The 13,709-nt window shown below is 60.9% G+C and carries 9 protein-coding genes and 2 pseudogenes; all 11 read left to right on the top strand.

Features of this window, described 5'->3' with window-relative positions:
* Positions 1-325: 325 nt before the first annotated feature.
* A complete protein-coding gene (locus Q6A51_RS15715; protein WP_304575216.1) occupies positions 326-700 on the top strand; it encodes a hypothetical protein in 375 nt (124 codons plus the stop codon).
* 24 nt (positions 701-724) lie between these two features.
* Positions 725-1,471, top strand: a complete 747-nt coding sequence (locus Q6A51_RS15710) for an amidohydrolase family protein (protein ID WP_201019819.1) — start codon at positions 725-727, stop codon at positions 1,469-1,471.
* Positions 1,472-1,820: 349 nt separating this feature from the next.
* Positions 1,821-2,780: an AAA family ATPase gene (locus tag Q6A51_RS15705; protein ID WP_025259182.1), complete on the top strand. Its 960-nt coding sequence runs from the start codon at positions 1,821-1,823 to the stop codon at positions 2,778-2,780.
* A 4-nt stretch (positions 2,781-2,784) separates the two neighbouring features.
* Positions 2,785-3,729 (top strand): DUF58 domain-containing protein, encoded by a 945-nt coding sequence (locus Q6A51_RS15700; protein ID WP_201004397.1) that lies wholly within the window; start codon positions 2,785-2,787, stop codon positions 3,727-3,729.
* Positions 3,726-4,220 carry a DUF4381 domain-containing protein gene (locus Q6A51_RS15695; RefSeq protein WP_201004399.1) on the top strand — a complete coding sequence of 165 codons (495 nt, stop codon included), beginning with the start codon at positions 3,726-3,728 and terminating at the stop codon, positions 4,218-4,220. The genes Q6A51_RS15700 and Q6A51_RS15695 overlap by 4 nt, the downstream gene beginning before the upstream one ends.
* On the top strand, positions 4,213-5,271 hold the full coding sequence (locus Q6A51_RS15690; protein WP_201019820.1) for a vWA domain-containing protein: 1,059 nt from the start codon (positions 4,213-4,215) through the stop codon (positions 5,269-5,271). The genes Q6A51_RS15695 and Q6A51_RS15690 overlap by 8 nt, the downstream gene beginning before the upstream one ends.
* Positions 5,268-6,693 (top strand): annotated as a pseudogene (locus Q6A51_RS15685) (VWA domain-containing protein); the annotation flags it as partial. The gene Q6A51_RS15690 and the pseudogene Q6A51_RS15685, both read left to right, overlap by 4 nt.
* Before the next feature lie 107 nt (positions 6,694-6,800).
* Positions 6,801-6,983 (top strand): annotated as a pseudogene (locus tag Q6A51_RS27550) (hypothetical protein); the annotation flags it as partial.
* Complete coding sequence (locus Q6A51_RS15680) at positions 6,980-8,629, top strand: BatD family protein (protein ID WP_304575214.1); 1,650 nt, start codon at positions 6,980-6,982, stop codon at positions 8,627-8,629. The pseudogene Q6A51_RS27550 and the gene Q6A51_RS15680, both read left to right, overlap by 4 nt.
* Positions 8,630-8,736: 107 nt before the next feature.
* Positions 8,737-9,981 carry an exonuclease SbcCD subunit D C-terminal domain-containing protein gene (locus Q6A51_RS15675; RefSeq protein WP_201019823.1) on the top strand — a complete coding sequence of 415 codons (1,245 nt, stop codon included), beginning with the start codon at positions 8,737-8,739 and terminating at the stop codon, positions 9,979-9,981.
* Positions 9,978-13,622 carry an AAA family ATPase gene (locus tag Q6A51_RS15670; protein ID WP_304575213.1) on the top strand — a complete coding sequence of 1,215 codons (3,645 nt, stop codon included), beginning with the start codon at positions 9,978-9,980 and terminating at the stop codon, positions 13,620-13,622. The genes Q6A51_RS15675 and Q6A51_RS15670 overlap by 4 nt, the downstream gene beginning before the upstream one ends.
* Positions 13,623-13,709: the final 87 nt, after the last annotated feature.

Here is a 13,709-nt window from a genome sequence, read left to right as displayed (position 1 = left end):
ACGCTTGCCGCGAACGAGTCGTCACATTCCATTTCACAAATGAGATCGACACGGAACGGAGTGGCTCTTTGACCACTCATCTGATCGCAGCTTAACGAGAGCAGGCTGGCCGATACTTACAGGGCTGCGACATATTCGGACATCCGCGAACAGGTGCCGTCACATAAACCCTGCATGGCAAATCTGTGGGACCGAATTCATTCGGGAAGGCATTATTTCTTCAGATAAAGATGCGGCGGGTGTACAGGTCCTGCCCGGGTGAATTACCCAGCAAATTTTTTCCGGGGCTGGCACACTCGTCCGCTAGCCCAGCCAGGACCTCGACATGCAAATCAAGACCGCCCTTTTACTCGCCAATCCTTGCGACGACGAGAACGACGACATGGCGCTGCTTTGCTGCCATGACGAAAAGAACGAGCTGTTTTCCCTGGCGCGTTTTCCGGATGAAGACGAAGTCGAAATCACCGTCTGCGATGACACGGTGTATGTAACCGACCTGAAGGTTTCCTTGAATACCACGCATCTGGTGGTAGAGATTTCAGCCGAGGATGCAGAAGCCCTGGGTGGCGATACCCGATACGAGATTCTGCACAACACTTCGGCTGATGATTTGAGCGAGGTGCAACAGACAGTGCAGATCATTCTTGAAAATGTCGGTACATACATCAGCGAATTCGAGCAACGCAAAGGAGTAAGGTGAGGGCTTCGCTATCTGGAGCCTGTCATGCAGCCTATCTTCGATGCCCACTGCCATATCATCGATCCGCACTTCCCGCTCAAGGCCAACAACGGCTACTTGCCCGACCCTTTCGGCGTCGCCGACTACCGGGCAGCCACGTCTGCGCTGGGTGTCGCGGGCGGGGCAGTGGTTTCCGGGTCGTTTCAGGCTTTCGACCAGGGCTATCTGCTTGAGGCCCTGCGTCGGCTCGGGCCAGACTTCGTCGGCGTAACCCAATTGCCCGCCAGCGTCACCGATGCCGAGCTTGAAACCCTCAATGGCTTCGGCGTGCGAGCTCTGCGCTTCAACCTCAAGCGCGGCGGCTCGGAGCAACTGGATCAACTCGAATCACTGGCCAGACGTGTGCATCGGCAACTGGGCTGGCATTCGGAGCTTTATATCGACTCCCGGGAACTGGCCGAAATCGAAACCCGTCTGCTGCAATTACCCGCCATCAGCATCGATCATCTGGGCCTGAGCCGGGAAGGCCTGCCCACCGTGTTGCGTCTTGCAGAGCGGGGTATACGGGTAAAGGCGTGTGGCTTCGGGCGTGTGGACTTTCCGGTGGAGCAAGCGCTCAAGGACATTTACTCGGCCAACCCCCATGCCTTGATGTTCGGCACCGACCTGCCCTCGACCCGCGCACCACGCCCTTTCCAGGCGAGCGATATCGAACTGGTCATGGAGTCACTGGGCGAAAAGGCTGCACACAAGGTTCTATGGGAGAACGCCGCAGACTTCTATCGGCTATAAAACGTCGCCCGAACGACACAGGGTAGATAGCGTCTTCTGACACTCATATTGCGATTGAGTGAGCAGGCAATCCGTGGGAGGGGCCTTGGCCGCGACAGCATGTTGAAGGCTCCGAAAATGCGGTGACTGGAAGCTGGTCGTCGCGGCCAAGGACCCTCCCAGTTCACACACCTACACGCATCCTTGACAAAACATGTGGGACGATTCCCAAATAAACGCCACCTACTTCCTGAAAGTGTATAAAAAACCCTGTAGCGGTTAGTCGATCCCTATCGGGATGGATTAAAGTATCGCCCCCAGCTTCGGTGTCGTGTGACACCGCTGATTACCTTGCCAGGAACACTCATCGATGGAACATCGTGAAGCGCTGATTGCGCTGCGAACATTTCTTTCAACGCAGATCCTCGGCCAGGAAAAGCTGATCGAACGCTTGCTGATCGCCTTGCTTGCCGACGGCCACATGCTGGTCGAAGGCGCTCCGGGTCTGGCCAAGACCAAGGCCATCAAGGAGCTGGCCGAAGGCGTCGAAGCGCAGTTCCACCGAATTCAGTTCACTCCGGACCTCCTGCCGGCCGATATCACCGGCACCGAGATCTACCGTCCGGAAACCGGCAGCTTCGTCTTCCAGCAAGGGCCGATCTTCCACAATCTGGTACTGGCCGACGAAATCAACCGTGCTCCGGCCAAGGTGCAATCGGCCCTGCTCGAAGCCATGGCCGAACGTCAGGTCAGCGTCGGGCGCAGTACCTATGACCTGTCACCGCTGTTTCTGGTCATGGCCACGCAGAACCCCATCGAACAGGAAGGCACCTATCCGCTGCCCGAAGCGCAGCTGGACCGCTTCCTGATGCACGTCAAGATCGGTTTCCCGGACGCGGCCGTAGAGCGCAAGATCCTGCAACAGGCCCGCGGTGAAGCACTCAACGGTGAAACCAAGCCCGAGCGCCGGATCAGCCAGCAGGCAATCTTTGCTGCCCGCAAGGAAATTCTCGGCCTGTACATGGCCGACGCAGTAGAGGAATACCTGGTGCAACTGGTCATGGCCACCCGCACTCCGGCCAAGTTCGATCAGGAACTGGCCGAATGGATCGGCTATGGTGCCAGCCCTCGCGGCTCCATTTCCCTGGACCGCTGCGCTCGTGCCCACGCATGGCTGGCCGGGCGTGACTTCGTCAGCCCTGAAGACATTCAGGCAGTGCTGTTCGACGTGCTGCGCCATCGCATCATTCTGTCGTTTGAAGCCGAGGCTGCCGGTATTGATCAGGACCGCGTAATCCAGCGGATCCTCGACGTCGTCGCCGTTGCCTGAAGCCATGCAACCCTACCTGATCTCACAGCCGGGCATTCGTGTCAGCCTCAGCGAGCTGATCGAGATGCGCCATCGCGTGCGGGAAGTGCAACTGTTCTCAACGCCAAGCAGGCGCAGCCCCCTGATCGGCCTGCACCACTCCAAATTGCGCGGGCGTGGCGTGGACTTCGATCAGGTGCGGGTCTATCAGGCCGGCGACGATGTGCGCAGCATCGACTGGCGGGTCACGGCCCGAACCCAGGAGCCGCATACCAAACTGTTTCATGAAGAACGCGAACGCCCGATCTTCATCATGGTGGAACAAAGCCGTCGTCTGTTCTTTGGTTCAGGCCTGATGTTCAAGTCGGTGCTGGCGGCTCAGGCTGCGGCCTTGATCGGCTGGGCCGCACTGGAACATAACGACCGGATCGGCGGGCTGGTGTTCGGCGACAACGAGCATTACGAAATCAAGCCCCGGCGCAGCAAGCAATGCCTGTTGCAGCTCTTGAATCGACTGGTGCGGGTCAATCAGTCGCTGCATACCGAAATCGCCGCCGACCGCGACGCATTCGGCATTGCCCTGCGTCGGGCACGCGAAGTGCTGCGCCCTGGCAGTCTGGTCATTGTGCTGTGTGACGAGCGCGCCCTGTCGGAGGCGGCAGAACAGCAGTTGAGCCTGCTATCACGGCATTGCGACCTGCTGTTGCTGCCCATTTCCGATCCTCTGGACCGGGCACTGCCTGCTGCCGGCCTGCTGCGTTTTGCCGAACGCGGTGCCCAGCTGGAACTCGACACTCTGGACCCCGAACTGCGCAAGGCCTATCGCGCGCAAGGCCAGGCTCGCTCCGACCGTTGGGAACTGCTGGCGAAAAAGCTGCGGGTCTTGCTCATGCCCCTGAGCACCCAAACCGCCATGGTCGAGCAGTTGCGTGACTATCTGGATGCCCGGCGTCCGGTAAAAAACAAATGAATCCTCTGGATCAGCTACAACCACTGATCACCCCTGCTCCCGTGGGCTTCTGGCCGCCGGCACCGGGCTGGTGGTTGCTGATGCTGCTGATACCTGCCGTGGCCTGGGGTTTCTGGCGGCTGCGCGTGCTGCTGCCGGTCAAATCCAGCAACCGTCGCAGCGAGCAACCTCTGGACCCGGTCCGCCTTGCGGCGCTGGCCGAGCTGGCCAGCCTGCCCAAGCCCTACGACGGCGCACCGGCCGGTGCCTGGCTGCAACAGATCAATGGCCTGCTCAAGCGCGTGTGCCGCAATCACTATCCGCACAGCCAGAGCCATACCCTCAACGGTCGAAAATGGCTGGCTTTCCTCGATAACCGCTGCCCCGCCGCGGGCCTGACCCGCTGGATGATTCTGGTCGAAGGCGCTTATAAACCCGAATGCAAACTCGACGACAAGGCCATTACCGGCCTGACACAGTCGGTCGAAACCTGGATTCGCAAACATGTTTGAATTCGCCTGGCCCTGGGTCTTCGCCCTGCTGCCATTGCCCTGGCTGATGCGGTTTTTGCTGCCAATTGCAGACAGCGGTGAAGCGGCGCTCAAAGTCAGCTTTCTCAACGAACTTGAAGAGTTGAGCGGACGCCGGGCCAAGGCCAATCTGCCTGCATGGCGGCAACGCTTGCCACTGCTGCTGATCTGGCTTCTGCTGCTGATCGCTGCGGCGCGCCCGCAATGGCTGGGCGAACCGCTGCCGATTGCCGCCAGCGGCCGGGATCTGCTGGTGGCCGTGGATGTGTCCGGCTCCATGGACTACCCCGACATGCAGTGGAAAGGCGAAGACGTCAGCCGGCTGGTTCTGGTCCAGCACCTGCTGGGCGACTTTCTTGAAAGCCGCCAGGGTGATCGCGTCGGCCTGATCCTGTTTGGCAGTCAGGCATTTCTGCAAGCGCCCCTCACCTTCGACCGCCGCACCGTCCGCATCTGGCTCGATGAGGCCCGGATCGGCATCGCCGGAAAGAACACAGCCATCGGTGACGCCATCGGCCTGGCGCTCAAACGCTTGCGCCTGCGTCCGGCCAACAGCCGGGTGCTGGTGCTGGTGACCGACGGCGCCAACAACGGCGGGCAGATCGACCCGGTGACCGCTGCACGGCTGGCCGCTGAGGAAGGAGTGAAAATTTACCCCATCGGCATCGGCTCCGACCCCGACAGCAGCGGTGTGCAAAGCATGCTCGGCCTCAATCCCAGCCTGGATCTGGATGAGCCCACCCTCAAGGAAATCGCAACCCTCAGCGGCGGCCAGTACTTCCGCGCCCGTGACGGCGATGAGCTGAGAAAGATCCGCCTCACCCTCGATTCACTGGAGCCCGTTGCCCAGCAGCCCACCCAGGCTCGTCCGGCCATGGCGCTGTATCAATGGCCGCTGGCGGCGGCACTGGTGGCGAGTGTGTTGCTGGTTCTGCTCGATCTGTGGGCCAACAACGCCCTGCAACGCCTGCTCAACCAGCAACGTCTGGTGCGCCTGCGTAAACGTCTGGAACGTATCCGGAGGCCACGATGATCGCACTCTGGCCTCACTGGCTGCGACCCTGGTGGCTGCTGATCCTGCCACTGCTGGGCTTGTTGATCTGGCACCTCTGGCACCGGCAGAAACGCGCCGGACGCTGGCAGATGATCATGCCCGTGGCGTTCCATTCCGTGCTGCTCAGCGGCGGACGCGGCCGTAACAACAAATTGCCGTGGGTCATTCTGGGACTCTGCTGGGCCCTGGCCGTACTGGCCTTGCTCGGTCCCGGCTGGCAGCGTGTCGAACAGATCAGCCAGAAACCGGTCGATCCGCTGGTGGTGTTGCTGGAACTGACACCACAAATGCTCGCCACCGACAGCCCACCGACACGTCTGGAACAGGCCAAACGCAAACTGCTCGACCTGTTGCAGGCGCGCAGCGACTCACAGACCGCAATCATCGTTTATGCCGGCAGCGCCCACACGCTGGTGCCGCTGTCCGACGATCAGGTGACCAGTCATAACCTGCTGGATGCCATCAAGCCATCGATCATGCCCCAGGCCGGTCAACGCGCCGATCTGGCCGTCAAGAAAGCACTCGACCTGCTCAAGCAAGGCGCACTGGGTCAGGGCCGGATTCTGTTGCTCGGCTCCTCGTTGAACGAACAGGAACGCCAGGGCATCGAGCAGCTTCTCAAAGGACAATCGCCACCCTTGCTGATCCTGGGCATCGGCACCGCCGAAGGTGCTCCGGTAACACTGGAAAACGGCAGCCTGCTCAAGGACGCCCAGGGCGCGATTCTGGTACCGCGTCTGGACAGCGCCAGCCTCAACGATTTCGCCAACAACCTTGGCGGCAGCTATCGTCAAGCCAGAATGGACGACGAAGACCTGCGCAGCCTGGGCCTGTTTGCCGGTCCGCAGAACCTGCGCAGCGACGGGCAGGTCCTGCGCCTGGATACCTGGGCCGATCAGGGTTACTGGTTCCTGTTGCCACTGCTGTTGCTGGCAGCCTGTGCCGGGCGACGGGGCTGGCTGTTCTGTCTGCCGCTGCTGTTCATGCTGCCGCAGAACAGTCAGGCATTCGAGTTTCAGGACCTTTGGCTGCGCCCGGATCAACAGGGCCAGCGTTTGCTGGAGCAACGCCGCCCGGCCGAAGCCGCGCAGCACTTTGAAAACCCGCAATGGAAAGGCATGGCCTTCTATGAAGCAGGCGATTACGCCACGGCGGCACAACGCTTCGCCGAGGGCAACACGGCTGCCGATCATTACAATCGCGGCAATGCCCTGGCCCATAGCGGGGAACTGGAAGCCGCACTGGACGCTTACGAACAGGCTCTGGAGCGTCAACCGGACTTCCCGGCAGCACAATTCAACAAGGCCTTGATCCAGCGCCTGCTGGATCAGGCCAACAGTCCAACCCCGTCAGAAACAGGGCAGGACAAGAGCGAGCAAGGCGAAGACGGCCAAGAGGCTCCACATCAACAGACAAGCAGCACACCCGAAGCGGACCAGACCCCCCCTCAATCCGAGGAGGAAAACAGTACCGACAATCAGCCGCCTGAATCGGCAGGAAACGACAAGTCAGGCTCGACGCTGGACGACGAACAAACCACTCGTCCACCGATCCAGCCGGCCGAGAGCCAGATCACTGTCGAACGACGCCAGGCACTGGATCAATGGCTGAGGCAGATCCCGGACGATCCCGGCGAGCTGCTGCGGCGCAAATTTCGCTACGAACAGCAACATCAGGAAAAGACCCGATGAGTCGTGTTTACACCCTTTTGACCGGCCTGATTCTGGGGCTGGTCGTCTTGTCGTCACAGGCAGCGGAACTGATCGCCAAGGTCGATCGCACGCGCCTCAATTCCGGCGAGACCGTGGAGCTGACTCTGGAAACCACCGATGTCACGCTGTTCGGCAAGCCCGACCTGAGCCCTCTGGATGACAGTTTCGATGTGCGCGGCACCCGCCAGATCAACCGGCTGACCACACTGGATGGCGGCAACCAGGCCACGACACGCTGGATCATTACCCTGTTGCCCAGACAGTCCGGCATTGTGGTAATCCCTTCGCTGCAACTGGGTGAAATGAAAAGCCAGCCGGTCAGCCTGCAAGTCATGCAGAGCGACACACGGGAGCAAGGCAGCAAACTGGCGCCGATCTTCATTGAGGCAAGTCTGGATCAGGACAGCGTCTACGTTCAGGCCCAGGCGGTACTGACGCTGCGCATCTATCACTCGGTATCGCTGTTCGACGACAGCAGCCTGAGCGCCTTGCAGATCGCCGAGGCGCGGGTCGACAAGCTCGGCGACTCGCGCACCTATGAAAAACTGATCAATGGCGTACGCCATGGCGTGATCGAAACGCGCTATGCGATCTATCCCCAACAGAGCGGCACGCTTCAGGTTCCGGCGCTGGTCTTCAGTGCAACGCTGGTGCAGACCGGCCTCCAGAACCAGGAAGCCAGCCCGTTCGGTCCGCAGCCGGGCAAGCTGATGCGGGTCAGCTCTGCCAGGATCCCCCTGAATGTCAAACCCAAGCCTGCCGACTACCCGGCCGATGTGCCCTGGCTGCCAGCCCGCAGTGTGACCCTCGAAGAAAACTGGAACCCCGAACCGGGCAACAGTCAGGTCGGCGACTCCCTGACCCGCACCATCATTCTCAAGGCCGAAGGCCTGTCCGGCTCGCAACTGCCGCCGCTGCCTGCCACGCAAGTCGCGGGCCTGAGGCATTACCCGGATCAACCGCAACTGGGTAATCTGGTCAGTGAACGCGGCCTGATCGGCACTCGCGAAGAACGTGAAGCCCTGGTGCCCAATCGTCCCGGCGCCATCGACCTGCCTACCGTGGACGTGACCTGGTGGAACACCCGCGAAGATCATCTGGAGCACAGCAGCCTGCCTGCGCGGACCCTGCAGATCAACAACAATCCGGGGCTTGCAGTGGATACCCCAGTCAACAACGAGCAAGGTGGCCTGACGATCATTGGCCCACCGGTCTGGCCGTGGCAACTGAGCACCCTGTTTTTTGCCTTCACCACCCTGGTGAGCCTGATCCTCTGGTGGCGGGCACGCGGCATGCCAGCGGTGACTCGCACGGTACAGACCGGGCCAAGCCCGCGCACCGTGCTGGACGATCTCAAGCGCGCATGTACGGCCAACGATCCCCATGCAACCCGTCAGGCCCTCGATGCCTGGGCACGCCAGCAACCCGAAACCCTGGCCGATATGGCCGCCCGTTTCGTGCCGCTGTCCGATGCGCTGGATGGCCTGAACGGCGCGCTGTACAGCGAAACCGGCAAATTCTGGCTGGGTGAAGAACTATGGCGTGCCATCCGCACCCTGCCCGCTGCCGAGCGGATACAGGACCCGACGGGCGATGCAGGGTTGCCGCCGCTTTATCCGAAGTGAGATGGTGGTAGCCCTTCCCACACAATCAACGCGGGAGGGGGCTTGCCCGCGACAGGGCCAGAAAAACCAACACACCCGCCCCAAAAATACCGCTTACAGGTCAATCAATGCGTTTGTTTCACACCTCCGACTGGCATCTGGGTCAGAACCTCCACGGTCAGGAGCGGGACTTCGAACACGCCAGCTTTCTGAGCTGGCTGCTGGCCCGTCTGGCCGAACGTCAACCTGATGTATTGCTGATCGCAGGCGATATCTTCGACACGGTCAACCCGCCGGTCAAAGCCCAGGAGCGTCTGTACGACTTTATCGTCAACGCCCATGAGCAACAGCCGCTGCTGACCATCGTCATGATTGCCGGTAACCACGACTCTGGCTCACGCATCGAATTGCCTGCCCCACTGATGCGCCGCTTGCGTACTCACGCGCTGGGGCGGGTGCTGTGGCTGGATGATGGTTCGCTGGATGTCGACCGCCTGTTGCTGCCGTTGCCTGATGCAAAAGGTGAGGTTCGGGCATGGTGTCTGGCCTTGCCGTTTCTGCGCCCGGCCGAAGTCACGGGCGCAACCCTGGGCGACGATTACCTGCGTGGCATTGCCAAAGTCCATGAATTGCTGATCGAAGCCGCCAACGTAAAACGTCAGCCGGGTCAGGCCCTGATCGCGGTCAGCCATGCGCACATGGCCGGAGGTTCGGTGTCCGAAGACTCCGAACGCAGCCTGATCATCGGCAATGCCGAAGCGCTGCCCGCCAGCCTGTTCGGCCCGAGCATCACCTACGTCGCCCTCGGCCATCTGCACAAGCCGCAGCGGGTCAACGGTGAAGATCGTATCCGCTACAGCGGCTCGCCCATTCCGCTGTCATTCTCGGAAATCGACTACAAGCACCAGATTCTGGAAATCAACTGCGACGGCGAGCAACTGGTCAGCGTAGAACCTCGCCTGATCCCCCGCGCCGTCAACCTGCAACGCCTCGGCCCTGCCCCGCTGGCCGAACTGTTGCTGCAACTCAAGGGCCTGCCGGACATCGACCTGCTGGCCGACATTGACCGCCAGCCCTGGCTGGAAGTGCGCGTACGCCTGGACGAGCCGCAACCGGACCTGCGCAACCAGATAGAAACCGCCCTGCAAGGCAAGGCCGTGCGTCTGGTACGCATCGGTGCCGAATATGCCGGCAAGGGCAGCCTTGATGGCGGTGATGAGCAATCGACCCTGATCGAACTGGGCCAGCTCAGCCCACAGGAGCTGTTCAGCCGTGCCTGGGAGGAAAACTTCGGCAGCGCGGTGGATGAACAGACCCTTACCGATTTCGCCACGCTGCTGCGTGAAGTTCAGCAGGAGAGCGAACAGCCATGAAGATTCTCGCCATTCGCCTGAAAAACCTCGCCTCGCTGGCCGGGCCGTTCGAGCTGGATTTCACCGCCGAACCACTGGCCAGTGCCGGCCTGTTCGCGATCACCGGCCCTACCGGAGCGGGCAAGAGCACGTTGCTTGACGCCCTGTGCCTGGCGCTGTTCGGGGCGATTCCGCGCCTGAGCAATATCGGCCAGTCCAAGGTCCCGGATGTGGAAGGCGAAATCACCACCAGCGACCCGCGAACCCTGCTGCGCCGCGGCACTGGCAGCGGTTACGCCGAAGTGGATTTTGTCGGCATCGATCAACGTCGCTACCGCGCCCGCTGGGAAACCAACCGTGCACGGGACAACGCTGCGAAAAAGCTGCAGGCCAGCCGCCAGACCCTTACCGATCTGGACAGCGAACAAATCCTCAGCAACCAGAGCAAGCGTGAGTTCGAGCAACTGATCGAACAGCGCCTGGGGCTCAACTTCGAGCAGTTCACCCGTGCCGTGATGCTGGCGCAGAGCGAGTTCAGTGCTTTCCTCAAGGCCGATGACAAGGAACGCAGCGAGCTGCTGGAAAAACTGACCAACACGGCCATCTACAGCCAGCTCGGACGCCGCGCCTACAGCAAGAGCAAGGAAGCCGAAGAAACGCTCAAGACCCTTACCGCCCAGGCAGGTAACATCACCCCGCTTGAGCCTGAGCAGCGCGCTGAACTCGAACAGAACCTCAGCGAAGCCCAGCAACAGCACAAGGCCCATCAGGCCCGACTGCGCCAACTGGAACTCAAGCAACAATGGCTCACCGAACTGCATCGCCTGCGCGATGAACAGCTCAGCGCCAACGAAAGCCTGAGTAGCGCGCAACAGGATTGGGACAACCAGCAAGGCCAGCGCCAGACACTCGGCCAACTGGAGCGTCTGGGGCCGCAACGCCATCGCTTTGCCCGCCGCATAGCCCTCAATGCCCAGCTAAACCCACTGGCTGAGCGTATTGGTCAGCATCAAACTCAAGAAGCCGCGCTACAGACGCAACAGCAGCAACTGGAAAGCGCCCGCAGCAACGCGCACGCCAGACTGCTCGAAGCCCAGCAGCAACAGAACGATGCCAAGCCACTGCTGCAACAGGCCTTTGCAAGCCAGAACACCCTGAACCACCTGACTCAGGAACTGGCAAAGATCGTCGCGCTCCAGCAACAGGCGGAGCAGAGCAGCACACAGGGCCAGAGCCAGTTGCAAGGTTTGCTCGACCAACAGCAACAGGTCGCAGAGCGCCTGGAGCGCATCGCGCAACAACTGGAGCAAAGCACTGAACTCGCACCGCTGGCACACGCCTGGAACGCCTGGCGCGACCGACTCAAATCCCTGACGCTGACCGCCAATCGCCTGAAGCACGGGCAAGGCGAGTTGCCTGCCCTGCAACAAAGTGCCGCCGATGCCGATGAGCAGTTGATCCAGCAGCGCAGCGACCTGGAAGTGCTGTACCGCGAGGCCGATTGCGAAGCAGAAGCTGTCACCGAACAGACCCAGATTCTGGGCAGCCTGTTGCAGGACAACCGCAAGCAGCAGCGCGCCTTTGAAGAACTGGCTCGCTTGTGGGCCAGCCAGCAAGAGATCGATAAACAACTGCAGGCACTCGCGCAGCAGCAACAAGACGCCCAGCAGGAACGTGAAAAGCTCAATGCCGAAGGCATCCAGACCCGGGACGATCTGAAAGTTGCCGAGCAGACCCTGAGCGTCACTCAGCAATTGCTGGAGCGTCAGCGTCTGGCCCGCAGCGCCAGCGTCGAAGAACTGCGCGAACAGTTGCAGGATGACCAGCCATGCCCGGTGTGCGGCAGCGTCGAACATCCCTGGCATCAACCCGAAGCACTGCTGCAAAGCCTGACTCGACACGATGAAACCGAACAGGCCGGCGCACAGAAAGCGGTGGATGAGCTAAAGGAAAAGTACACCCAGTTGCGCGAACAGGTCGGCGGCGTCATTGCCCGGCAGAAAGAACTCATCCGTCAGCAGGAAAAACTGACGCTCCAGCAGCAGGAACTCGCTCCTGATCTGCAAGCCCACGCCCTCGGTGCGCAACTGCTGGACCGTGATGCCACGCAACGTGACGGCTGGCTGAAGCAGCAGCTCAGCCAGTTGAGCGAAGTCATCAGCCGCGACGAGCAGCGCCAGGATGCATTGCTCAAGCTGCAAAAAGACGCTGCGCGCCTGCAACAGCAGGTCCAGGCCGCCCATGAAGCCAGCCAGACCGCCGCACGGCATGTCACGGACCAGATCAAGCAACTTGAAGCGGATCGCGAGCGTCTGGAGGAAGAACTGACGGCACTGGCCACGCTGGTATCGCCAGTGCTTCTGGACAACCTGCGCAGCGACGCTTCGGCCACCGTCATGCAGCTTGAGCAACAAGTGACCCAGCGTCTGGACCAGCTCGAACAGCAAAGCGAAGAACAGCAGGAACAGCGCGAACGCCAGCAGCGGATCGAGAAGGAACAGGTCGAGCAACAGAACCGTGTCCAGCGTCAGGCTGAACTGCTTGAACAGGTTCAGGCCCTGAGCCAGCAGCAACACGCCAGCCAACAGATATTGGCTGAACTGCTGGGCTCCCATGCCGATGCCCAACAGTGGCAAAACGCGCTGGAACAAGCCGTCGAGCAAGCCCGACACGCTGAAACCTCGGCAGGCCAGACCTTGCAGGATGTTCACCACCAACTGATTCAGCTCAATGCCGAACTCAAGGCCGATCAACAACAGTTGCAGGCTCTGGAACAGGAGTCCAGCGAACTCGACGGCCAGATCAGCGAGTGGCGCAGCAGCCATCACGAACTGGATGACGCAGCACTTGAAAACCTGCTGACTTACGACGACGCCCGCATCGATCAACTGCGCCAGCAACTGAGCCGCAGTGAAAAGGCCCTGGAACAAGCCAAAGTGCTGCTGCATGAACGCGAACAGCGCCTGCAACAGCATCAGGCGCAACACAGCGACATTACCGATAACGAGCAACTGGCCGCTGCCCTGCTTCAGGTTCATACCGAATGTGAAATCAGCGAACAGCACTGCGCCGACCTGCGCGCCAAGCTGAGCGAAGATGAACAGCGACGTAACGCCAACAGCGAGCTGCAAGCGCGTATCGCGCTGGCCACAAGCGAGTATCAACGCTGGGCGCGTCTGGCGGCATTGATCGGTTCGGCGGAAGGCGACAAATTCCGCAAGATCGCCCAGGCCTACAACCTCGACCTGCTGGTCCATCACGCCAACGCCCAACTCAGGCAACTGGTGCGCCGTTATCGCCTCAAGCGCGGCGGCAGCATGCTTGGCCTGCTGGTGCTGGATACGGAAATGGGCGATGAACTGCGCTCGGTGCATTCGCTGTCGGGCGGGGAAACCTTCCTCGTCTCGCTGGCCCTGGCATTGGGGCTGGCCTCGATGGCGTCGAGCACCTTGCGTATCGAATCGCTGTTCATCGACGAAGGCTTCGGCAGCCTGGACCCCGAATCCCTGCAACTGGCCATGGACGCCCTGGACGGCCTACAGGCTCAGGGACGCAAGGTTGGCGTGATCTCTCACGTACAGGAAATGCATGAGCGGATTCCGGTACAGATCAAGGTACGTCGACAGGGGAACGGGTTGAGTACGATAGAGGTTGGGGATTGAGGGCGAGGTTGTTCGCTCTTGCATGAGCTGGATAACCTGCTTGAACGAACAGCCCGCCATCAAGGCGGGCTGTTCGTTTACTCCTGA

The sequence above is a fragment of the Pseudomonas serbiensis genome, from assembly GCF_030580745.1.
GTDB lineage: Bacteria > Pseudomonadota > Gammaproteobacteria > Pseudomonadales > Pseudomonadaceae > Aquipseudomonas > Aquipseudomonas serbiensis.
The sequence above is the reverse complement of the archived record's forward strand: the minus strand, read 5'-3'. Positions and strand labels throughout refer to the sequence as shown.